Source organism: Halomonas sp. JS92-SW72 (assembly GCF_003547075.1).
GTDB lineage: Bacteria > Pseudomonadota > Gammaproteobacteria > Pseudomonadales > Halomonadaceae > Halomonas > Halomonas alkalicola.
The window spans coordinates 1,771,173-1,793,713 of the sequence record NZ_CP032147.1; the positions used below are offsets into that span (position 1 = coordinate 1,771,173).

The 22,541-nt window shown below is 67.7% G+C and carries 20 protein-coding genes; 9 read left to right on the top strand and 11 right to left on the bottom strand.

Annotated elements, in window-relative coordinates; translation table 11 throughout:
* Window positions 1-43: 43 nt before the first annotated feature.
* The 3 genes from flgA (at window position 44) to D1793_RS08300 (ending at window position 1,604) form a co-directional block, all read left to right on the top strand.
* On the top strand, window positions 44-730 hold the full coding sequence (flgA, locus tag D1793_RS08290; protein WP_119021742.1) for a flagellar basal body P-ring formation chaperone FlgA: 687 nt from the start codon (window positions 44-46) through the stop codon (window positions 728-730).
* A 137-nt stretch (window positions 731-867) separates the two neighbouring features.
* Window positions 868-1,158, top strand: a complete 291-nt coding sequence (flgM, locus tag D1793_RS08295; protein ID WP_119021743.1) for a flagellar biosynthesis anti-sigma factor FlgM — start codon at window positions 868-870, stop codon at window positions 1,156-1,158.
* Window positions 1,155-1,604 (top strand): flagellar protein FlgN, encoded by a 450-nt coding sequence (locus tag D1793_RS08300; RefSeq protein ID WP_119021744.1) that lies wholly within the window; start codon window positions 1,155-1,157, stop codon window positions 1,602-1,604. The genes flgM and D1793_RS08300 overlap by 4 nt, the downstream gene beginning before the upstream one ends.
* A 38-nt stretch (window positions 1,605-1,642) precedes the next feature.
* Here the strand turns inward: D1793_RS08300 and D1793_RS08305 are convergent, their stop codons facing one another.
* The 3 genes from D1793_RS08305 to D1793_RS08315 all read right to left on the bottom strand — a co-directional run bounded on the left by D1793_RS08305 (window position 1,643) and on the right by D1793_RS08315 (window position 6,485).
* The gene (locus tag D1793_RS08305) at window positions 1,643-3,352 is read right to left on the bottom strand and encodes a GGDEF domain-containing protein (protein ID WP_119021745.1); all 1,710 of its coding nucleotides are present in this window, start codon (window positions 3,350-3,352) and stop codon (window positions 1,643-1,645) included.
* 176 nt (window positions 3,353-3,528) lie between these two features.
* Window positions 3,529-4,899 carry a GGDEF domain-containing protein gene (locus D1793_RS08310; protein WP_276110996.1) on the bottom strand — a complete coding sequence of 457 codons (1,371 nt, stop codon included), beginning with the start codon at window positions 4,897-4,899 and terminating at the stop codon, window positions 3,529-3,531.
* A gap of 230 nt (window positions 4,900-5,129) precedes the next feature.
* Complete coding sequence (locus D1793_RS08315; RefSeq protein WP_119021747.1) at window positions 5,130-6,485, bottom strand: IS1182 family transposase; 1,356 nt, start codon at window positions 6,483-6,485, stop codon at window positions 5,130-5,132.
* A 15-nt stretch (window positions 6,486-6,500) separates the two neighbouring features.
* Here D1793_RS08315 and D1793_RS08320 point away from each other — a divergent pair, with 15 nt between their 5' ends.
* From D1793_RS08320 to D1793_RS08340, 5 genes are all read left to right on the top strand, one after another.
* Entirely contained in the window at window positions 6,501-6,908 is a 408-nt protein-coding gene (locus D1793_RS08320; protein WP_276110941.1) for an EAL domain-containing protein, read from the top strand.
* A 63-nt stretch (window positions 6,909-6,971) separates the two neighbouring features.
* Window positions 6,972-8,234, top strand: a complete 1,263-nt coding sequence (locus tag D1793_RS08325; RefSeq protein ID WP_119021749.1) for a sensor domain-containing diguanylate cyclase — start codon at window positions 6,972-6,974, stop codon at window positions 8,232-8,234.
* A 195-nt stretch (window positions 8,235-8,429) separates the two neighbouring features.
* Window positions 8,430-9,515: a hypothetical protein gene (locus D1793_RS08330; protein WP_119021750.1), complete on the top strand. Its 1,086-nt coding sequence runs from the start codon at window positions 8,430-8,432 to the stop codon at window positions 9,513-9,515.
* Between the two features lie 77 nt (window positions 9,516-9,592).
* Window positions 9,593-11,131: a tripartite tricarboxylate transporter permease gene (locus tag D1793_RS08335; protein WP_119021751.1), complete on the top strand. Its 1,539-nt coding sequence runs from the start codon at window positions 9,593-9,595 to the stop codon at window positions 11,129-11,131.
* Window positions 11,128-11,607, top strand: coding sequence for a tripartite tricarboxylate transporter TctB family protein (locus D1793_RS08340; protein ID WP_119021752.1), 480 nt, complete (start codon window positions 11,128-11,130; stop codon window positions 11,605-11,607). Before D1793_RS08335 ends, D1793_RS08340 begins: the two co-directional genes overlap by 4 nt.
* Window positions 11,608-11,624: 17 nt before the next feature.
* On the opposite strand, the gene D1793_RS08345 is transcribed toward D1793_RS08340, so the two are convergent.
* Both D1793_RS08345 and D1793_RS08350 read right to left on the bottom strand, forming a co-directional pair.
* Complete coding sequence (locus D1793_RS08345; RefSeq protein WP_162899937.1) at window positions 11,625-13,598, bottom strand: diguanylate cyclase; 1,974 nt, start codon at window positions 13,596-13,598, stop codon at window positions 11,625-11,627.
* Between the two features lie 168 nt (window positions 13,599-13,766).
* On the bottom strand, window positions 13,767-14,498 hold the full coding sequence (locus tag D1793_RS08350) for a helix-turn-helix domain-containing protein (RefSeq protein WP_119021754.1): 732 nt from the start codon (window positions 14,496-14,498) through the stop codon (window positions 13,767-13,769).
* A 357-nt stretch (window positions 14,499-14,855) separates the two neighbouring features.
* Between D1793_RS08350 and D1793_RS08355 the strand changes: the two genes are divergently transcribed.
* Window positions 14,856-16,004 (top strand): DcaP family trimeric outer membrane transporter, encoded by a 1,149-nt coding sequence (locus D1793_RS08355; RefSeq protein WP_119021755.1) that lies wholly within the window; start codon window positions 14,856-14,858, stop codon window positions 16,002-16,004.
* Between the two features lie 510 nt (window positions 16,005-16,514).
* Here the strand turns inward: D1793_RS08355 and D1793_RS08360 are convergent.
* The 6 genes from D1793_RS08360 to D1793_RS08385 form a co-directional block, all read right to left on the bottom strand.
* Window positions 16,515-17,606, bottom strand: a complete 1,092-nt coding sequence (locus D1793_RS08360) for a porin (protein WP_119021756.1) — start codon at window positions 17,604-17,606, stop codon at window positions 16,515-16,517.
* 297 nt (window positions 17,607-17,903) lie between these two features.
* Window positions 17,904-19,103 (bottom strand): ProQ/FINO family protein, encoded by a 1,200-nt coding sequence (locus D1793_RS08365; RefSeq protein WP_240407800.1) that lies wholly within the window; start codon window positions 19,101-19,103, stop codon window positions 17,904-17,906.
* Between the two features lie 81 nt (window positions 19,104-19,184).
* Entirely contained in the window at window positions 19,185-19,715 is a 531-nt protein-coding gene (locus D1793_RS08370) for a dihydrofolate reductase (RefSeq protein WP_119021757.1), read from the bottom strand.
* Window positions 19,716-19,744: 29 nt separating this feature from the next.
* Window positions 19,745-20,566: a thymidylate synthase gene (locus D1793_RS08375; protein ID WP_119021758.1), complete on the bottom strand. Its 822-nt coding sequence runs from the start codon at window positions 20,564-20,566 to the stop codon at window positions 19,745-19,747.
* Window positions 20,567-20,619: 53 nt separating this feature from the next.
* Entirely contained in the window at window positions 20,620-21,408 is a 789-nt protein-coding gene (lgt, locus tag D1793_RS08380) for a prolipoprotein diacylglyceryl transferase (RefSeq protein WP_119021759.1), read from the bottom strand.
* A 25-nt stretch (window positions 21,409-21,433) separates the two neighbouring features.
* Window positions 21,434-22,450, bottom strand: a complete 1,017-nt coding sequence (locus tag D1793_RS08385; RefSeq protein WP_162899938.1) for a response regulator — start codon at window positions 22,448-22,450, stop codon at window positions 21,434-21,436.
* Window positions 22,451-22,541: the final 91 nt, after the last annotated feature.

Below are 22,541 nucleotides of genomic sequence, written 5' to 3' on the forward strand. Positions count from 1 at the left end.
TCCTAGAATGGCGATAGCCCCTTACCCGCCTCAGAGAGTCACCATGCCCCACCCCCGTGTCGTGCCGCTCCTGCTGCTGAGCACCTGGCTGCTGGCGGCCCCCACCATGGCCGCCAGCGATCCGCACGATGCGCTGATCCATCGGGTACAGGCGTTTCTGTATGAGCAGGCCGAGGCCGACGAGGTAATGATCGAGGTGAATCCGCCATCGGCACACCTGCCGCCCTGCGAGTCGCCCGAGCCGTTTCTGGCCCGGCCCGATGCGCCGGTGGCGGGGAGAATCTCGGTGGGAGTTCGCTGCGGCGAGGACGGCCGCCAGGTGCGCTACCTGCAGGCTGAGGTCGGCGTGATCTCCAGCTACCCGGTGGCCGCAGTCGATATCGCGCCGGGTACGGTGCTGACCCAGGACCACCTCGAGCAGCGCCACGGCAACCTGGCCGAGCTGCCTCGACAGACCGTGCGTGACGCCTCTTCACTGCTGGGACACCAGGCCCGTCGCAGCATCCGTGCGGGCTCGCCCCTGCAAGCCCAGTTTTTCCAGGCAAGAGCCCTGGTGGAACGGGGCCAGACGGTGGCGGTCGAAGCCGGCGGCGCCAGCTTCCGGGCGGTGCGTGAGGGGGAAGCCATGGAGCCCGGCGCCCTGGGAGCGACCATTCGGGTGCGCTTCGGCCAGCGGGAGATCATCCAGGCCCGCGTCATCGGCGAGGGCAGACTTGCCGTGGACTTGTAGCGACCCCTCGGTTAGTCTGCCAGCTACCTTTATCGCCGCAATCGCGGCAATTTCTGTTCATGCCTAAAGTCTTTCGACGACCTGCCGATAACAGGGACAAGCACCCCTGAACGGCATACGGTCAAGAGGCAACCATCTTGAAAATTGACAACCATAACCCGCTGATCCGCACCGGCCAGACGCCTGGGCGAGACGAGGCTCAGAAGGTCAAAGGCGCCAGCCAGCAGCCTGCGACCCATGACGCCGAACCGGCGGCCAGGACGCACCTCAGCCACGGCGCCGCCGATGCCAGCCAGGATATCGACACCGCCCGCGTCGCCGAGATTCGCGAGGCCATCCGGGAAGGCCGGCTCGAGATCCACGCCGAGCGCATCGCCGATGGCCTGATCGCCAACGTGCGTGAGCTGCTGGGGCACGACAAGGCATGAGCCTGGCGCGCCTGCTCTCCGACCAGCGGGGCCGCTTGAACACGCTGACGCAGCTTCTCGAACGAGAACTTGAGCAGCTCACGTCAAGCCAGGTCGATGGCGATGCGCTGGCACAGCTCGCCCGGCGCAAGCAGGAGCTGCTGGCCGAGATGGAGCGCATGGAGACGCTGCGTCGCCAGGTACAGGCACGCCTGGGCTACGCAGAAGGACCGGCGGGTGCCCGCACCGCCGCCGAAGAGGCCGGCTGCCTGGAGGAATGGGAAGCCTGCCTGGGGGCCACCGAGCGCACGGCTCGCCTGAATGACCTGGCAGGCGAGCTGCTGCAGATGCGCGCCTCGCACAACCAGAAGATGCTGGATTTCATCCACCAGATCGCCGACAAGACGCTCTACGAGCCCAGCGGCCGCACCAGCCGCCAGCCGGCAAGACTGAACACCTCGGCCTGAGGCCTGCCGGCTTGCCCGCATGACCACCCGCGCAGACGTCAGGGCTGATCCTGCCCCCACCTGGCCGCCAGCTCATCGGCGGTGAGTGGCGGACACAGGTAATGCCCCTGGACTCCCGCCACCCCCAGCCGCTTGACCCGCTCGAACTGCTCGGACGTCTCTACGCCCACCGCCACCGTGGCAAGCCCCAGCTCATGCAGTCCCGCGATCAGCCCTCGCGCCCCCTGGCGAACCAGCCGGCTCTGGTCCATTTCGGCCATCATGGCAGGTGCCAGCTTGGCACCACTGACCCCAAGGGCTGGCAGGGCAACCAGCGAGACCGGCGCCGTCCCCAGGCCATCCGCCACCAGGGTGACGCCCATTCGCTGCAGCCGCTTCAGCAGGTGCCGGCGATTCTCGCCAAGCCCATCGAGTACCGCGGCAGGGAGCTCCAGGCAGAGCCCGGTCAGCGGCTGGGGATAGCGCTTGAGGAAGTGGTCCAGCGGGCAGCCATCGAAGACCTCCTGTTCCAGGGTCTCCGCCATCAGGTTCACGCTCAGCGGCAGCGAAGCCAGCCCCACTCCTGATGCCTGCCAGGCGGCCCTGAGTGCGATCACCTGCCCCAGCACCCAGCGATCCAGGCGCACCTGCTCGCCCAGCTCCGTTACCGCGGGCAGCAACTCGCCGGGGTAGATCATGCCATGCCGCGGCCGCGGCCAGCGCACCAGGGCCTCGAGCCCCACCCAGCGACCGGTCTCGGCGTCACACTGAGGCTGAAACACCAGCTGAAAATGGCCCGTGGGTGACAGCAGCGCCTCCTGGAGCTGCCCCAGAAGCGTCTCTCGCGCCTCGATGTGCTTGCGAAGGCCACGGTCTCGAAAGGCGTGGGCGCCCGGCCCAAGGCGACGCGACTGTCCCAGCGCCAGCGCGGCCTCCTCCATCAGCGCCGCACTGTCCGCGGCATCCTCCGGAAAGCGAGCGATCCCGATGGAGAGCGTCATCAGGGCGCTGCCACCTTCCTGGTCGAAGGGAGCATCCATGGCCTCTTCAAGTCGCAGCGCCACGGCATGCAGGCTCTGGGGCGTCACTGGGTGCTCGATGATCACCCCCCAGCGTCCCTCGCCCAGCCGCGCCAGGCTGTCTTCCTCGCGCAGCACTCGACTGAGCCGGCGGGTCACCTGCTCCAGCAGCTGCCAGCGCTGCCAGCGCATCAGCCCGGCACGCCGAGGAGGGCGGTCCAGCTCCACCAGCAGGACGGCCAGGGGGCGCTCATGGCGCTCGGCGCGGGCAATGGCGTGATCCAGCCGGTCATTGAAGAGGCTGGGCGAGCCCAGCCCGGTCAGCGCATCCCGAGCGGGCATGCTGCCGGTGAGCAGCCCTCGAGGAACCAGCGTCAGCAGTCGGCCGACATCGCCATCCAGGGCCGTCACCGAGAGCAGAAGCTCCCCCTCGTTCCCTTCGGCATCGGATAGGTAGACCTCGTGCCACCCCCCCTGCCCCGGGCGCGACGGCGTGAGTGCAAGAGAGAGTGCCGAGCCGATCGGCATCAGCCGGCCAATGTCCATGTCAGTCAGGGCCTGATCCGACGGAATACCCGCCAGGTCGCGGAAGAAGGAGTTGACGGCCAGCAGCCGCCCCCCTTGATCGATGATGGCCAGCCCCGTTTCGGCATTCTCGAAGGCAAGGGTGGCAAGCGCCGCAGGATGGTGCACCAGGGCCGGCTCGGCATGGCGCCCTCCGGGGGGAGATCCGTTATCGTGGATAGCCATGGGGCGCTCTCATGTCAGCCGCGGAAGGCGAGGATGTGCCAAAGTTTGATTAAGAGTATCACAGACTCCTCTTAAAGCACATATCGGCCTGCCCTCGAGAACCTTGAGCCCGCGGCCAGTCCGCCTCCCGCCCACGAACCTGGCACTGGAGACCAAGGCTTCTGGTCCGCCGCCGCTCAGGTGGTCTCGATAAAGGTCGCCGTACCGTCCCGGCCCTCCCGCTTGACCCGGTACATGCTCTGGTCGGCGGCATCGATCAGTTCGCGCGCGCTGCGAAACTCGGCATCGTCCAGACAGGCGATGCCGATGGAGACCGAGACATGCAACGGCACGCCGTCGGCATGTGCCATGGGCCGCGAGGAGAGCTGCTGGGTCAGCCTCTCGGCCATCGCCATGGCACCCTCCACCCGCTCATCCGGCAGGATGACCAGAAACTCCTCCCCCCCATAGCGGCCGGCGAGATCTCCCTCGCGCACCGACTCCTGAAGCGTTGCCGCAAAGTTCTCCAGCACCCGGTCTCCGAGCACGTGGCCATAGCGATCGTTGAGCTTCTTGAAGTGGTCGAGGTCGATGAACACGACCGACAGGGTGCGTCCCTGTTCCTGGCAGAGGCGAAAGCGCTCCTTGAGTTGCGTCTCGAGCCAGGCGCGGTTGGCAAGCCCGGTCAGGTCGTCACGCCGACTGCGCTGTTCGAGCTCGGTCTGGCGCTGGCGAAGCGCCTCCAGCTCGGCCTCCTGGGTGTCCAGGCGCGCGCTCAGGGCCAGTGCCTGCCGGAACAGGTGCTGCTGCGCCTCCTCGAGCAGGGAATGATTGTCATATGTCGGTGGCGCCGTGATATCGAGTAGTTTCGCCATATCCGGGAGGTTCTCCTGAACCTCTTCAAGGAGGCTTGCCAACGACACCGGGAGGGCATCGCCGAGCGTCTCGAAGCGGTGCAGCAGCCGGAACAGGGCACGCGCCGGTGACCTGGAGAGCCAGGCGTCGGCGATGGGACCCGACAAGCGCAGGCAAAGGGCTTCAGGGGAGGTGCCGTCGAGATCGCCATGACTCGACGCGATGCCCCTGGCCAGGTGGACCGGGAGCCCCCAGCTATCGGCAAGCCAGCCACCGATGCTCGCATGGTCACAGCCGTAGAGCGCGTGCTCCGCCGCCACCAGGCTGTCATGCCCCTCCGAGGAGACGATGAGCTGACGGTAGTCCTGCTCATCGAGCGCGATAGCGGCCAGCACGCCGATATCCTGCAGCAGGGAAACGGTGAAGAGCACGCCAGCCTGCTGGGGGCAAAGCCTGGCCGCCAGATGCCGGGCCGCCAGCGCGGCGATGATGGCCCTCTGCCAGAGATGGTCGAGGCCGAGGGCCGAGGTGCTGACCCGGGTCAGCGCAAAGCTCATCACGGTCGCAAGCGTCGTATCCAGGCCCAGCCGGGATACCGCCTCACGGCAGGTGTGCGACTCGACGCCGCCGCGGGAGTAGTAACTGCTGTTCGCCAGGGACAGCAGCCGCAGGGTCAGGGCCGGGTCCTTCTCGATCGCCTCGGCATAGTCGATGAACTGGTCTAATTGGAGCGGACACCCCGGTAAGCCTCATACTGGAGACATTGGAGGTGTTCCTAGCAGTCTGTCGGTTTAGAGGGCATGAAGCGTAGAAGCAACGTCCCCTCTCTGGTTTCTTCGCAGGGTAGTCGGTCATGTCGCGGGAGAGTCGCTGTTGGCCCTCCCTGCCTCGCCTTGCACCGCTCCTGACCCCGGTGACGCGCTACCCGGTGAGGGATCTCCCCTCATCCGGCAGCCAGGCGGTGCATCCGCTTGATGTTCCAGGCCAGGGTGGCCAAGCACCATTCACCACTGACGTTGTCGAGACCACGCAGCGAGAACTGCCGGAACCCCATCACGTGCTTGATGATGCCGAAGACCGGTTCCACCGTATGCTTGCGCAGCGCATATAGCGCGCGTCCCGCCCGGGTCTTCAGGCGGTGCGCCATCTGCTCGACGGGATCCTCACTCGCCGGGGCGGGCGGATCCGCCGCGAAGCGCTCGAACACGGGGAGATGATGGACATCGCGCTTCATGGCCAGCAGCGGTTCGATGCCATGGGCATGGCAGGCATCGACATTGGCCGCACTGAAGTAGCCCGTGTCGGCCAGCAGGCAACTGGGGCGCCCCAGCGCCTCGGGGTAGCCCTGCCAGGTCGTCAGTAAGGGCATGACCTGCTGCTTGTCGTTGGTCGCCTGGGTGACATGCACGTGGGTGACCAGCAGGGTGTCGGTATCGACGGCCGCCTGGGCGTTGTAGCACTGATCGAAGGCCTTGCCGGTGACCGGCATGATGCGTGATTGCGGGTCGGTGAGGTTGACCTGATCCTTGTCGCGGGGGCCGCCCGTCGGTGGCTCGGGATCCCGCCCACGAGGCGTCTTGCCGGCCTTCCGCTGCGCCTCACGGCGCGCCACCTTTTCCTGGTAGGCGGCTTGTTCGACGGCGTCTCGCTCCTCGGCCCGCGCCTCGATCTTGGCCTTGGCCTCGGCGATCGCCGCCAGGCGCTGTTCGCGACGGGCAATCTCCGCCGGGATGTCCATGCCATCGGCGGCGTCATCCCGATCCGCGGACTCGGCCCGTTGGGTCAGCGCCTTCACCTCGGCCTTGAACTGAGCCTCCAGCTTCTTGGCATGGCCGTACGACAGCGCCCTATGCTTGCTGGCGTTGGCCTTGAGCTTGGTGCCATCCAGCGCGATGGTGCCGAGCTTGAGCAGCTTCATCTCGCGGGCCAGCAAGAGCACCTGGACGAACAGTTGCTCCAGTTCGGGCAGGAAGCGCCGCCGGAAGGTGGCCAGGGTGTCGTGGTCGGGATGGGTGTTGGCGGCCAGGTAGCGGAACGCCACCGAGTCATAGGTGGCCCGCTCGATCTTGCGGCTGGAATACACCCCGGTGGCATAGCCATAGACCAGCAGACTCAGCAGCACCGCCGGGTGATGGGCCTTATGCCCCCGGCCGGCGTACCGCCGCGTCAACGCCGAGAGGTCCAGCTGCTCGACAACATCCACCACGAAGCGCGCCAGGTGGTCATCGGGCAACCACTCGTCCACGGAAGGCGGCAGAAGATAATCGGTCTGGCGGTCAACGGGGATGAAGCGGCTCATGGCGACGTTCCGGTGGTGGCGGCTGGAAGCGAGTATCTCACGACGTTATCGAAAACCCGACAGACTGCTAGGGCCACGCGCCTGGTCATGGAGCGGCTGAATTCACTGGGCGTGCAGTTCTCGCTGGACGACTTCGGCACCGGCTATTCATCGCTCGGCTATCTGAAAGGGCTGCCGCTGGATGAACTGAAGATCGACCAGAGCTTCGTGCGCGACCTGCTGGAGAGCCCTGCCGATGCGGCGATCGTCATGACCATCATCGCCCTGGCAGAAAAGCTCAACCTGAGCGTGATCGCCGAAGGCGTGGAGACGGTCGAGCAGCGCGACTGGCTGATGGCGCATGGCTGCCAGCGCTTCCAGGGCTACCTGTTCGCGCGCCCCCAACCGATCGAGTCGGCGCTGATAACAGAGCGACACGCATAAACGGCACCTCAAACGCCAGGCCGTCCCTCCTCGCCAGGAGGGTGGCCAACAGGGAGTTGCAAGATGCTGGAAGGAGACGAGGCCCCGAGACTCATCGATGCCGTGACAGAGCAGGCCTACAACGCCGTGCTGATCACCGACGGTGACCTGACCAATGGAGGGCCCTTCATCGTCTACTGCAATCCCGCCTTCTGCCGGATGACCGGGTACGAGCGCAGCGAACTGCTGGGGCGCTCCCCTCGCCTGCTGCAGGGCCCCGACACGGACCGGGCGGTCATCGAGTCGCTGCGCAGAGGGCTGGACGAGCAGGTGTTCTGGGAAGGCAGCACCATCAACTATCGCAAGGATGGGAGACCCTATGTCGTCAACTGGAGCATCTCTCCGGTCTTCGGCGATGACGGGCGCGTGACCCACTTCGTGTCGATGCAGCAGGACATCACCTCCCGGATCCAGGCGGAGGCGGAGCGCGACATGCTGATTCAGGCCCTGAACCAGGCCCACGATCCGATCCTCGTGACCGACCGGGACGCCCGCATCGTCTTTGCCAACGCGGCCTTCGAGGCGCTGACCGGCTACCGCGCCGAGGAGGTCAAGGGCCACACCCCCGCCCTGCTGAGCTCCGGCGAGCAGAGTCCCGACTTCTATCGCAAGATGTGGCAGACCCTGGAGAACAACCGCCCCTTCCAGGCGCGCTTCATCAACCAGCGCAAGGATGGCAGCCGCTATTTCGTCGAGCAGAGCATCGCCCCGGTGCTCGACGACATCGGCAGGCGCACCCACTTCATCAGCACCTCATGGCATGTGGATGAGCTGGTAGAGCGGGAGCGGGCCCTGCACTCCATGGCCACCGAGGACAAGCTCACCGGCCTGCTGACCCGGCGGGCGGGCGACGACGCGCTGCACAGTGCCCACCATGGCCACCTCATCGGCGGTGACCCCCTGAGCGTGGTGATCTGCGATATCGACCACTTCAAGACCGTCAACGACCGCTTCGGCCACCTCGCCGGCGACCGCATCATCCAGCAGGTCGCCAGGGTCATCCATCAGCAGGTGCGCGCAAGCGACCCGGCCATCCGCTGGGGAGGCGAAGAGTTCCTGATCGTGGTGCGGGCCAACAGCGCCGTGGCCATGGGGCTCGCAGAACGCCTGCGCAAGGCCGTAGAACAGCTCCAGGATGCCGAGGCAGGGAAAGTGACGCTGTCGCTCGGCGTCGCCGAGATGCTGCCCGGCGAGTCCATCGAACAGCTGCTGGGCCGGGCGGATGGCGCCCTCTACCGCGCCAAGCGCAGCGGCCGCAACTGCGCCATCTCCGGCGCGGGGAACTGAGCCGACTCGAACCGTTGGCTCGCGCATGGCGCCAAGTTCACACCCTGGTGGCGGCGCCAGCCGTTTATCCCCCCTTCTGGTGCTCCCACTCTCCCCTGCCTATGCTTGGCGTGTCGCGAAACGCGGATGTCATCTGGCTGTCATCCGCCATCCCTAGGCTTGCACAACAAGAATCGCACCGACCGGAGCCCTCTCATGCCGAAGACTCGCTTCCTGACCGCTCTCGCCGCCGGCCTGGCCGTCGCCACTGCCGGCCTCGCCGGCACCGCCCAGGCCGCCGACTACTACGACGGCAAGAACATCCGCATGATCATCCCCTTCTCGCCGGGCGGCGGCACCGACACCTTCGGCCGGCTGATCAGCCAGTACCTGGGCAAGCACATCCCCGGCGAGCCGACGGTGGTGGCCGAGAACGTCACCGGCGCCGGCGGACTTCTCGGCAGCAACGAGTTCGCCGAGAGGGTCGACCGCGACGGCACCACCCTGATGACCGCCTCCGGCCACCTCAACCTGCGCGCCTTCCTCGGCCTCAAGGGCCTGCGCCTGGACCTCGACGAGCTCGAGCCGGTGGTCGCCGCTCCCATGGGCCATGTCACCGCCATCTCGACCCAGGCCGGCATCGACGACCCTAGCGAGCTGATCGAGGCCCGCGGCCGCCTGACCAAGGGCATCACCGACCCGGTGGGCCTGCTCGAGTCGCTGGTGGCGCTGGAGATGTTCGACCTCAACTACCGTGCGGTGCCGGGCTACGGCGGCCGCGGCGACACCCGCATCGCCTTCGAGCGCGGCGAGCTAATGATCAACACCCAGTCGACCCCCGCCTACCTCAATAGCGTGGTGCCGCTGGTGGACGAGGGCCGCGCCATGCCGCTCTACGCCATCGGCTTCATCGACGCCGACGGCAACCCGGTGCGCGACCCCGCCGTGCCCGACATGATCACCGCCCCCGAGCTCTACGAGCAGATCCACGGCGAGATGCCTTCCGGCACCATCTGGGAGGCCTTCAAGGTCACCGTGCCGCTGGTGCAGAACACCCGCGGCACCGTCTGGGCCCACGGCGACATCCCCGAGGAGGCCATGGAAGCGCTGCGGGTCGGCGTCGAGGGCATGGTCAACGACCCCGACTTCCAGGCCGCCGCGGCCAACATCCTCGAGGGCTACGACATCATGTGGGGCGACGACCTCGGCCAGATCAAGGCCAGCATGGAGGCCGCCTCGCCGGAGGTCCTCGACTTCCTGCGAGACATGCTCCACGAGCGCTTCGGCACCGAGTTCGACTGACCCTCGCCCCTGCCGTCCGGCCGCCCGACACCCTCGGGCGGCCGTTTGCGTTCCTGTAAGCCGAAGAGTCCGACCGCATGCTCGACGCCCTGATCAACGCCCTGTGGATCCTGCTCGACCCCTTTCGCCTGATGATGCTCTTTGCCGGCGTGGCCATCGGCATCGCGGTGGGCATCCTGCCCGGCCTCGGCGGCCTGATGGGCATGGCCCTGGTGCTGCCCTTCCTGTTCGGCATGGACGCCTACGCCGGCGTGGCCCTGCTGATCGGCATCGCCGCCGCGGTGCCGAGCGCCGACACCTTCCCCTCGGTGCTGATGGGCATTCCCGGCTCCTCGGGCTCCCAGGCCACCATCATGGACGGCTACCCCATGGCGCGGCGCGGCGAGGCCGCCCGGGCGCTGGGTGCGGCCTTCACCGCCTCGCTGATCGGCGGGCTGATCGGCGCGCTGGCCCTCTCCGCCGTGGTGCCCTTCGCCCGCCCGCTGATCCTGGCCTTCGGTTCGCCGGAGCTCTTCATGCTCACCCTGCTCGGGCTCTCGATGATCGGGGTGCTCTCCGGCAACCGCCCGCTCAAGGGGATGCTGGCCGCGGTGGCGGGCCTGGCGCTCGGCACCATCGGCGGCGCCCCGGTGGCCGCCGAGTACCGCTTCGCCGGCGACTTCCTCTACCTCTACGACGGCCTCTCGCTGGTGATCGTGGCGCTGGGCCTGTTCGCCCTGCCGGAGATCATCGACCTGCTGGCCCGGGGCGGCGCCATCGCCGAGCGCTCCCGGGGCCTCGGCCACGGCTGGGTGCAGGGGGCGAAGGATACCCTCCACCACAAGTGGCTGGTGATTCGCCACAGCATCATCGGCGTGGCGATCGGGGCGATCCCCGGCATGGGCTCGTCGATCATCGACTGGGTCAACTACGGCATCGCCGCCCAGACCAGCAAGGACCGCAGCCAGTTCGGCAAGGGAGACGTGCGCGGGGTGATCGCCCCCGAGAGCGCCAACAACGCCAAGGAGGGGGGCGTGCTGATGCCCACTCTGCTGTTCGGGGTGCCCGGCTCCTCGGCCATGGCGATGCTGCTCGCCGCGCTGATGATCTTCGGCGTGCAGCCCGGCCCCCAGATGCTCACCCGGGATCTGGACCTGGTGTTCGTGATCATCTGGTCGCTGGCGCTGGCCAACGTCTTCGGCACCCTGATCTGCCTGCTGCTCTCCAGACCGATCTCGCGGCTCACCTTCATCCCCTTCCAGTACATCGCCCCGGTGATCATCGTCATCGTGGTGGTGGGCGCCTGGCAGGAGACCCGCCACTGGGCGGATCTCGCCTTCCTGCTCGGCTTCGGGGTGCTCGGCTGGATCATGAAACGCGCCGGCATGCCGCGACCGCCGCTGCTGATCGGCTTCATTCTCTCGGGGCTCGCCGAGCGCTACCTGTGGATGTCCTACAACCTCTACGACTGGGAGTGGCTGGTACGCCCCGGGGTGCTCACCATCGGGGCCCTGGCGGTCTTCCTGGTGGCGGGCAGCGTGATGCTCAAGCGCTCCACCGAGCGCAGCGCCGAGGCCCTGCAGCATGCAGGCAAAGACAATGGTGAGGGGCAGAACGCCGCGGAGGATAAATCATGAAGGCACGCCTGATCGCCGCGCTGACCCACCACCTGCAGACCCCCTTCGTGCTGCTGATCCTCGCCTGCCTGGTGGCGATCCTCTGGATCAGCCAGGGCTTCTCGCTGGGCGCCCGGCTCTTCCCCACCGCGGTGGCCGGCCTCGGCATCCTGCTCGCCCTGCTGGAACTGGGCCGCCAGGCGATCCGCCGCGGCGCGAAGGAGGAGAGCGATTTCAGTGATCTCGCCGAGGAGGAGGAGACGCCGGCCTTCTTCGCCCGGGGCCTTTTGTTCTTCGCCTGGATGGCAGCCTTCATCGGCCTGTTCTTCCTGATCGGCGCCTTGCCCGCCGCCGGGCTCTACGTGCTCGGTTTCCTCAGGCTGCAGTATCGCAGCCCCTGGCCGGCGAGCCTGGCGCTCTCCGGTGGCCTGGTGGCCCTGCTGTGGGGGCTCGGCGTGGCGCTGCAGCTGCGCTGGCCGAACCCGCTGCTGTTCTGAGCGCGACGCGCCAGCGCTCAGTTGCCATCCAGCGGCAGATAGGTATCCGCCATCACCACTCGGTTGCGCCCGCCCTGCTTGGCCCGGTAGCTGGCCTGATCGGCGCGCTCCATCAGGCTCGCGTCGTCGTCCTCCTCGGTGAAGAGGGCCACCCCCAGGCTGCCGCTGACCCCGAAGCGGCGCCCGCCGTGACGGAAGTCGATCTCCGCCAGCCGCTGGCGAACGCGCTCGGCCACCTCCCGCGCCACCTCGGGGGAGGCCCCGGCGAGCAGGATGGCGAACTCGTCACCGCCCAGGCGCGCCACGGCGTCTTCGTCGCGTACGGTGTCATGCAGCACCTCGGCCACATGCTGCAGCAGGGTGTCGCCCACCGTGTGGCCGGCGCTGTCGTTGACCTCCTTGAAGTAGTCCAGGTCGAGCATCACCAGCGCCAGGGCGTGGTCTGACTTGCGCCGCGACAGTTCGCAGGCCGCCGCCAGCCGGCGGGCGAAACCGCGCCGGTTGAGGCAGCCGGTGAGGGGGTCGTGCTCCGCCTCCCAGCGCTGGCGCTGCTCGCGCTCGTGGCGGTCGGTGATGTCCTGCACCAGGCCCACATAGCCCAGCACGCGGCCACCACCGCTGACCCGGTTGGCGTGCACCTCCAGCCATCGCCACTCACCCTCGCCGCTGCGAAAGCGATAGAGTTGGGTCAGGGTGCCGCCCGGCAGCAGCGCCTGGCGCCAGCCCGCCAGGAAGGCGCTGCGGTCCTCGGGATGCACGCGGCGCAGCCAGGCCTGGGGCCGATAGTCGTCAAGCGCGATGCCGGAGAGCGCCGTCAGCGCCGGGTTGAGGTAGTTCACCTGGCCGCGGGGATCGGTGAGAAACATACCCACCGGCGACGAAGCCAGTACCGCCTGCAGGAAGGCCTCGCGGGCCTCCAGCGACTCCATGGCATCACGGCGACCCGCCTCCACATGATTGAAGGCCTCGGCGACCTGCTGCAGCTCGACCATGCCGGTGTCGAGCTCCAGGCGCTCTGCCTCGCCCTGCCCCACCCGGCCGATCTGGCGCTCCAGGCGGTGCAGCGGGCGCAGCCCTAGCCCGAGCAGCCACCACAGCAGCGGCAGCATCAGCGCCACGCTGCCGATGCCCACCCAGCGCAGCTCCCTGGCGTAGCGGCGCAACGGCGCCTGCAGCTGATCCATCGGCAGGTAGACCCCCACCACCCAGTCCGCCGGCCATACCTGGCGGAAGGCAACCAGCGCCGGCTTACCGTCCAGGGTCAACCCCTCGCCGCTGCCCTGCCAGCCCAGCAGCGCCTGGTCGACCAGCGGGTGAGTCTCCGGCCCCGGCAGCGGCTGCATCAGCCACGCCTCGTTGGGGTGGCTGATCACTTGGCCATCGGCGGTGGCCAGCAGGATATGGCCCGCCTCGCCCAGCCGCCTGCCGCGCAGGTTCAGGTAGGCCTCGCCGTCCCGCAGGCTGGTGTTGCCGCCGAGGATGCCGAGGAACTCCCCCCGCTCGCCCAGCAGCGGATGCATCACCATCACCTGGTCGATGCCGGTCTCGCCGCCGCGGTAGGGCTCGCTGACATGGGGGCGACGAAAGGCCTTCACGTGCGTGAAGTAGGGGCGCCGGCCGATCTCGGGACCGCCCGCGGGGAATGGCGGCCAGTCCGCCACCGGACGGCCCTCGGCATCGAACACCATCAGCCGGTCGAAGAGCGCCAGCAGCGGCTGCTGGGCGCGCAGCCGCGACTCGAGCCCGGGGTCGGCGATATCGATGGCGTCGGCCAGCCTCGCCAGCACCCGCTTGCGCTCGGCAAGCTCCCGGGAGAGCTGGTCCGCCACCAGCTGGGCCTCGTACTCCAGGTGGACAAGGTTCTCGTGGCGCGTGAGGCTCTCACCGCTCAGGCGGCTGTAGCCCAGCAGCGCCACCACCAGCACCAGCCAGCCGAGGCCGATGCCGAGCAGCAGGCGCAGGCGAAGGGAGAGATTCAGCCAGCCGGCCAAGGAGTCTCCGGCGCAGGCAGGGCAGCAGGGCGAGTCATCATCAGCGGTAGGAAGATCGTATGAGGAAGGGTAAACCAATGTTATCAGGCGATGCCCTCAGCGTCGCCGAAAGAGGACATCGGGAGGATCACGCGGCTTCAACCCTTAGGGGCACGGGGAGTGTATGGGTCAGGGCTCATCGCCCAAGGCCTCGAGCCCTTCCAGGGAGCGGATGGTCAGCTCGCGCCCCGACACTTTCACCAGCCCCTGGCGCTGGAAGCGCCCCATCACCCGGCTCACCGTCTCGAGGGCCAGCCCCAGGTGGCTGCCGATGTCGGCGCGGGACATGGTGAGCTGGAAGCGATAGCGGGAGTAGCCGCGGACGTGGAAGCGCTGGGAGAGGCCCAGCAGGAAAGCCGCCAGGCGCTGCTCGGCGGTACGCCCGGAGAGCAGGCAGACCTGGCGCTGGTCACCGCGAAGTTCGCGACTCATGCAGCGCAACAGCTCGGCGCGCAGGGCGTCGTGGCGCACGGCCAGGGACTCGAGCTGTTCGAAGGGCAGCTCGCAGACGAAGGTGGTCTCCAGGGCCACCACCGAGGCGGGGCATCTCGCCTCGCCGATCGCCTCGAGCCCCACCGCTTCACTGGGCAGGTAGAAGTGGATCACCTGCTCGTCCTGGCGCCCGGGCAGGCGCATCACCTGCTTGAGGCTGCCGGTGCGCACCAGGTAGAGGCTGCGGAAGGGCTGCCCCTGGCGCACCAGCTCCTGGCCGCGCTTGAGCGGCTGGGGCTGCACGATGATCTCGTCGAAGGCGTCCAGGGCGGCCTGGGTGAGCCCCCGGGTCAGGCAGGCCGAGTGCAGCGAGCAACCCTCGCAGTGCCGCTCGCCCTGGCGTCGCTGTGTCTGGCTGGCAGTGGTCATGCGCGCATCCTTGGCATCTTGTCCGTAGCTCATTGACCTAGGTCAGCTTAGACCATGCCGCTCGGGAGGGGGCAAGTCACGCCTGCTCGTCGCCATACGAGCATCGCCGCCTACCGCCGCAACGGCGGCATGCCCCCTCCCGCCAGCGCTCTGGAAAGTTCCGGTGATGACCTTATTCTTTTGTCTAAGAACGCTGCCGTACCATTGTCATCAACGTTTTCGATGGATAATTTCGTACCGTCACGCATCAAGTCACCTACATCCTTGGTGGGATGAAGTTGACGTAAGCGTAAGACAAACACCTATAAAGAGCGCCCGCCTGCGAGGGGCGCCACTACGCATAATAAGGAACAGCAAGTGACAATTAAAAAGACCGCATCGATCTTCACCGCCTCCGCCCTGGCGCTGGCCGTTGCCGGCGCCGCCCAGGCCTATACCATCGAGGCAGGCGACACCACCGCCAATATCTACGGCTACGCCAAGCTCGACATGATCTATGACGTCGACGACGATCTGGGCAACGCCGTCAGCCGCGCCGCGATCAGCCTGGATGGCGAGCCCAGCTCCACCGGCCACACCACCATGCACGCCTTCCAGAGCCGCCTGGGCTTCACCACCGCCACCCCGGCTGGCGGCAGCGAGCTGAAGACCATGATCGAGGGCGACTTCTACGGCGGCGGCGGCGGCACCTTCCGCCTGCGCCACGCCTACGGCGAGTGGAATGGCCTGCTGGCCGGCCAGACCTGGACCAACTTCGGCGGCTTCCTGGGCATGAACCCGACCATCGACTTCACCCCGCAGCCGGGTATCGGCAACGCCGCCCGCCAGGCCCAGCTGCGCTATACCGTCGACGGCTTCTCCATCGCCTTGGAAGACCCGGATAGCCTCGGCGGCAAAGTTGCCTCCGGCTTTGATGGCACCCCCACCGCTGCGGCCTCACACAAGACCCGCCTGCCCGACCTGACCGCACGCTATCAGGGCGCCGCCGGCGACTTCAACTATGCCGCCTCCGCCATGCTCCGCCAGGTCCGCTATGACGACGTGGGTGTCAGCAGCGATTCCGCCACCGGCTGGGGCCTGGCCCTGGAAGCCAATGCCAAGGTGGCCCAGGGCGTGACCCTGCGAGGCGCCATCACCCACGGTGACGGCATCGGCGGCTATCTGGAAGGCAATCCGACGGCACCGGCCTATATCGACCCGATCACCGGCTCCCTGGAGACCATCGAGGCCACCGGCGGCGCCGTGGGCATCAGCGTGGCCGCCGGCGATGGCAATATCAACCTGGGCTACGGTATCGCCCGCGCCGATCTCGATGATGCCGTTGCTGCAGGTGCTGCCGATGATGACACCAACAAGCAGTTCGAGGCCGTGCATCTGAACTATATCTGGTCGCCGATCCGCAACGTCACCTACGGTGTGGAAGTGGGCTACCACACCCGCGAAGTGCAGGACGGCCGCGACGGCGATGCCGTGCGCGTCCAGGGCATGGTGCAATACAACTTCTAAACTTGCCCCCGGCGGCGCGGGAAGCGCCGCCACTGTTTCAAGCGGTTCCCAGTACAAGCAGAAATTCGATCCCTTCGCCCCGGCCCAGCGCCGGGGCTTTTCGTTGGCGCTGAGCAGATTGGTGCGACACTGCCCAGCGGGGAACTCTGCATTAACGCTGCAGCCGCACTCTCGCTTCAGCCGCACGAGGCTGAGGGCGGCTGGCGGGAGACCTTTTGTGGGAGCCAAGCGCTGTGGGCAGCTCGACCCATCAGCCAAAGAAGGCCGATGGCCTCCATGGCGGCTGTCTGCAGCATACAACACCGTCAGGGGCTTCTGCGGCGCCATTCGCTCGGCAGAACCGGTCTCCCACCAGTCATCGCAAGCTCGGCGTGTGGCGGAAGTGCAGCAGAGAACCCCTGCGGGCAATATCACCCCAATCTGCTAAGCGCCCACAAGAAAGCCGGCCCCGAAGGGCCGGCTTCTGTGTACCGTTAGATCAGATCGCTCTTTCTAATGCCGAAAAGGCGATTAGAAGTGGTAGCGAGCGCCGACCAACCAGTAGACGTTGTCACGCACGTCGCGCAGGTTGTCGCCCACATCGCCAAGAGAGGTGTCACCATCAATGATGGTGTCCTGATCGGCCTCGTAGACTTCGGCGAAGAGGTCGAAGTTGCTGGAGACCGCGTAGTAAGCGCCGGCGGCCCAGGCGTTGCGGCTAGTGCTGTCGCCACGCTCTTGCTGAGCGGCCTTCAGGTCGCCCTGGGACTCGATGCGGTAGTAGTCCAGGTTGAAGGACCACTCGTTGATGGCGTAGGTCATGCCGACACCGATCTTGTCTTCACGATCGTCCTGGTACTCGTAGGCCAGACGACCGGAGAAGCCAGGCATGAACTCGTAGGAGGCAGAGCCGCCGTAGACATTCTCACCGGAGGCTTCATCGGTGGTGCCGGTACGATCCTGGGAGTAGCCGAGGGCCAGGCGCAGGGCGTCGACTTCGTAGACGGCACCACCGGCGGTGTTGATCTTGGAGGAGTTGCTGCCCTCGGAGCCCACCTCTGCACCGTTACCGGAGTAGTGCTTGGCCATCAGGTAGACCTGGAAGCCTTCCAGGTTCGGGGAGATATAGCCCAGGGAATCGCCGCGACCCTGGAAGCCGCCACCTTTCAGCTCGAGGCCTTGATCGATGTAGACATCGAAGGGCGCGGCAACGGTATTCAGGTAGAAGTTGTCGAAGTTACCGGCCTGAACGGTACCGAAGGTGTTGCTGCGCAGGCCCAGGTAGCTGTTACGCACGGTGGGACTGTCGTCGTTGACTTCGTCCAGCTGCGGGCGCAGCTCGAAGTTACCGAAGGCGGTCAGGTCGGAGCTCAGCTGCTGGCTGCCGCGCAGGCCGAAGCGGGACAGCACATCGACGAACTCGGAGCCGCTGGTCTTGCGCTGGCCAACTTGCACGCCATCGACAACGATAGCTTCGTCTTGACCACCACCCTGAACGCCCAGCGCGATGCGGCCGTAGAGGTCCAGACGGGTGCCGTCCTGGTCGTAGACGGTGGCGGCCTGGGCAGCAGCGGAGACGCCCAGGGCGCCGGCGATAGCAGTCGCTAACAGTGTCTTTTTCATCATAGGTTCCTTTGACTAGCAGTCTGTTTCGATCGTTTTCCTGCGGACCGCGGGGCGGTCGCTGCAGCCGGCTTGCCGGGTTTGCTCTTCTCGTGCTGGCCGGTTCCCTTCCCGGGAAGCGGCTGGCTGGCGGCATGCCTCGGCGAAGCCTTGTTGTAGTCCAATGCTCGCAAGAGGAACTCTATACCGGGAGAAATGGGAACGCAACTAGAAAAAACAGTGTTTCCCTTCGGGGTTCACCCTCCCACAGGAACTTTCGATGCCACCTGCGGTCTTGCGCCGCAGGCGTCACGCGGTTCAGGAGTGGCGGTGCTTGGCCACCAGGGCGGCCAGCTTCTCCTCCATGGTGACGGGGCGGGTCTCGGTCGCGGGCTGGGGCTTGGCCGCCTTGAGCGCCGACGGCCTGGCGGCGTCGCCCCCGGCCGCAGGCGCCTCCCGGGAGGGGCCGGCCTTGAACCTGGCCTTTCTATCCTCCTGTCTATCCTCCTGTCTATCCCCCTGTCCATCCCCCGACTTGCTCAACGGCTTGTCTGCCGATTTGCTCCCCGGCCGAGGGCGCCCAGGGCCTGCCTGCTGGCGGCGGGCAGCGCCGGACGGCACCTTGCCGCGGCGCTCGGCCTGCAGGCGGTCGAGCTTCTTGCGCGCGTGCTCGGCGGCCTGGGCGTCCACGCCACCGGCGGGCTGGCCGGCGAGATCGATGCGTTCGGCGCCCTCGCGCACCGCCTTGAGGTAGCGCGGCAGGTTCACGTAGCAGGCAAGCGCCCTACGCACCAGCTTCTCGGGCCAGGGCTCGCGCTCGGCCAGCTCCTCATGGATGCCCACCTTGAGCGGGCGGGTGTGGCCCTTGAAGAAGGCAGCGGGGTAGCGCTGGTACCACTCGGCCAGCAGCGTGTGGGGCGAAGGGGCCTCGCCGATGGCGAGGCTGTCCTGCTGGCCGGCGACGGTCGGTGCCGGTGAACCCTCCTCTTCCTGTGAGGCGACCGATGCCGCCCCGCTGACACCGCCTTTCGCCCGGTCGACCTCCTGGCTGATCTCCTCGCTGAGCCCCTCTCCCGCGGGGAGCTCCTCGGGCGTCGCGGGGGCCTGGGCCGAATCGGCGGTCGGCACGGTGCGGCGCCCGATCAGCGCCGAGAGCCCCTGGGAGCGGCGGGCGGGACGAGGAAAACCGGTGACCTGCCCTTCCCGCTGCTCGCTCAGGCGCTCGTGAAGGTGGCGGTTGTGCTCCTCCAGCTCGCGGTTCTGCTCGTCGAGCTCGCGGTTTTCTTCTACAAGCTCCAGGCGGCTGGCCTCAAGCTCACGAAGCTCTTCCAGCAGCTGATGGTTCTTCTCCACCAGCTGATGGCTCTTCTCGGTGAGCGCCAGATGTGCGGCCTCCAGCTCGTCCAGGCGCTGCTGCAGGGCCTGGCGCGACTCGCGCTCCTGCCGCCACAGCCTGAGCAGGGTGTCGGCGCGCCCCTCCAGGGCGTCCAGCAGGGGAATTGGGCGTTCCTCGATCAAACCGTTGTCCTCCACGCGTGAGCCAGAGAGCGAGGCCGTGCCGGCCAGTCTGTGCCAGATGCCGCCCCATGACAAATGTCGTCAGGCACCGACAGCTCCGCGGCGGCGATACTCCACGAAATCATAGGCGGGCTGGCCCTCGGCGGGGCTGCCGGGCACGCGCTGCAGCTCTTCCCACTCGGCGGGGTCGAGCTCGGGGAAGCGGGCGTCGCCCTCCACCTCGATGGCCACCTCGGTCAGGTAGAGGCGCGAGGCGTGCGGCAGCGCCTGGGCGTAGATCTCGGCGCCCCCCATCACCATGATCTCCTCCACGCCGTCGATGGTGGCCTGCTGGTCGGCCAGGGCCAGGGCAGAGGCCAGGTCGTGGCAGACGCGCACCCCGTCATGGTGGAAGTCGGGATCGCGGGTCACCACGATATTGAGCCGCCCGGGCAGCGGCCGGCCGATGGACTGGAAGGTCTTGCGGCCCATCACCAGCGGCTTGGCCTGGGTCATGCGCTTGAAGAACTTGAGGTCCTCGGGCAGGTACCAGGGCAGCTGGTTGTCCACGCCGATCACCCGGTTGCGGTCCATGGCGGCGATCATCGCCACGGGAATCAGGGTCTCGCTCATTGGGCCTCTCTCTTCTTGTACGGTCACGCCTACACCGCCACGGCGGCCTTGATATGGGGATGAGGATCGTAGCCCTCGATGGCAATGTGCTCGAAGCGGAAGTCGAACAGGTCCGTGACGCTCGGGTCGAGCACCAGGCGCGGCGCGGGGCGCGGGGCTCGGGTGAGCTGCAGCTCGGCCTGCTCCAGGTGGTTCAGGTAGAGGTGGGCGTCGCCCAGGGTGTGAATGAACTCCCCCGGCGCAAGGCCCGCCACCTGGGCGATCATCTGGGTCAGCAGCGCGTAGCTGGCGATATTGAAGGGCACGCCCAGGAAGATGTCGGCGCTGCGCTGGTAGAGCTGGCAGGAGAGGCGCCCCTCGGCCACGTAGAACTGGAACAGGCAGTGGCACGGCGGCAGGGCCATCTCGTCCACCAGCGCCGGGTTCCAGGCGGAGACGATCAGCCGGCGCGACTGGGGGCTTGCGCGCAGCTGCTCCAGCAACCCGGCGATCTGGTCGACGTGGCCGCCGCGGGGGTCGGGCCAGCTGCGCCATTGATAGCCGTAGACGGGACCGAGATCGCCCTTCTCGTCGGCCCACTCGTCCCAGATGCTCACCCCGTTCTCCTTGAGGTAGGCGATATTGGTGTCGCCGGCCAGGAACCAGAGCAGCTCGTGGAAGATCGAGCGGGTGTGCAGCTTCTTGGTGGTCAACAGCGGGAAGCCGCGGGCCAGGTCGAAGCGCATCTGGTGACCGAAGATCGAACGGGTGCCCACCCCGGTGCGGTCGCCGCGCTCCACGCCGTGGTCGAGCACCTGGCGCATCAGGTCGAGGTAGGGCTGTTCGAGGGCGGGTAGCGTCTGGTCAGTCACGGCATCGCCTGTAGAGTAGGTGGGCGCAATATTCTACCTTCAGCAGCGTCGGGCTACACCCTGCCATCCACCGGCTGATTCCGCGACCAGGCGATCAGCGCCAGGCCGGCAACGATCATCGGCAGGGTCAGCAGCATGCCCATGGTCACCCAGCCGAAGGCGATGAAGCCGATATGGGCATCGGGCAGGCGCACGAACTCCACCGCGAAGCGGAACACCCCGTAGAGGGTCAGGAAGAGCCCGGAGATCAGCCCGCGGGCGCGGGGCTTCGCGGAGACGAACCACAGCACCGCGAAGAGCACCGCCCCTTCCAGCACCGCCTCGTAGAGCGCCGAGGGGTGGCGCGGTTCCGGGCCGAGGCCCGGGAACGGCATGCCCCAGGGCAGCTCGGTGACGCGGCCCGGCAGCTCGCGATTGATGAAGTTGCCGATGCGCCCGGCGCCCAGGCCGATGGGCACCAGGGGGGCGACGAAGTCGGTGAGGGTGAAGTAGGCGAGCCCCTTTTTCCTGGAGAACCACCAGCTGGCGAGCAGCACCCCGGCCAGGCCGCCGTGGAAGCTCATGCCGCCGTCCCAGACCCGGAAGATCCACAGCGGATCGCTGAACCACTGCCCCAGGCCGTAGAAGAGCGCATAGCCCAGGCGCCCGCCCACCACCACGCCGATGGCAGCGTAGAAGAGCAGGTCGCCGATGTCGTCGTGGGTCAGGCCGATGCGCTCGGCGCGGCGACGGCCGAGCCACCAGGCGGCGACGAAGCCCACCACGTACATCAGGCCGTACCAGTGCACCTGGAAGGGGCCGAGGGAGATGGCCACGGGATCGATATCGGGGTAGTCGAGCATCGGGACTCCTTGAGAAGAAACGGGATCAGGGGGTGTCGAGGGCGTCGGGGCGGGCCGGCAGCCAGCGCCTGACCAGCGCGATCAGCTCCTGGGGGCGATAGGGCTTGGCCAGGTAGTCGTCCAGGCCGGCTTCGGCGAAGCGCTGGCGATCCTCGACGCTGGCGTTGGCGGTGAGCGCCACCAGCACGCTGCGGTGATCGGGGTAGTGCGCGGCCTCGACGTCACGCCAGCGGCGGCTGGTCTCCATGCCGTCCATGCCGGGCATGAAGATATCCATCAGCACCAGGTCGAAGGGGAGCTGCTCCAGGCTGGCCAGGGCCTCGGCACCGCTGGTGGCGGTGCGCACCACGAGCCCCTCCCGCTCCAGCACCTGGCGCGCCAGCATCAGGTTGACGGGGCCGTCGTCGACGATCAGCACCCGGCTCTCCCGGTGGGCGGGCGGCGCCTCGGTGGCGGCCGGCTCCTCGCCGGCGATGTCCTCGAGCAGCACCGCGAGATCGCCGAGTCTGTCGCGCAGCTCCTCCAGGGCGCGGCGCGGCGGGCCGCCCGGGGGCTGCTCGCCCTGAGGCATCAGCAGTGCATCCAGGCGGGCCTTCAGCGGCTGGAGCTCGCGGCCCAGCAGGGTCAGGTAGTCGGACTTGAGCCGCGACTCCTCGCGGGCGCGATCGCGCCCCGCCGTCAGGCGCTCCAGGCGCTGCTCGCGACGCGCCAGGTCGTCTTCCAGGGTCTGCAGGCGGCGGCGAAGCTGCTCCTCGCCGGCGGCAACAAGCTCGACCGCTGGCGCCGCCGGCGGAGGGCTCGGGGGAGCCGGGGCCCCGGCCGCGGGCTCGGCATGGCGGGAAGGCTCGCGCAGGCACCCGGCCGCCACCGCGGCGAGGTTGAGCGTCGAGGCAAGCAGCAGCGCTGCCAGCCAGCCGCCGGGCGCGCTTGTCAGCAGCAGCGCCAGCCCCGCCAGCAGCAGGCCGAGCTGAAGCAGCAGCGCCAGGCGAAGGTAGGGGGGAAGCCGCCGACATGGGCGACGCTTGTCGACTCGCATTGTCATCCCTGGCTGGTCACGAGAGTGACGGACGAGTGTACGCCGGGGGCGGCCGGCTGTCATGGCGCCTGCCCGGGTGGCCGGCTCAACGCTTCCA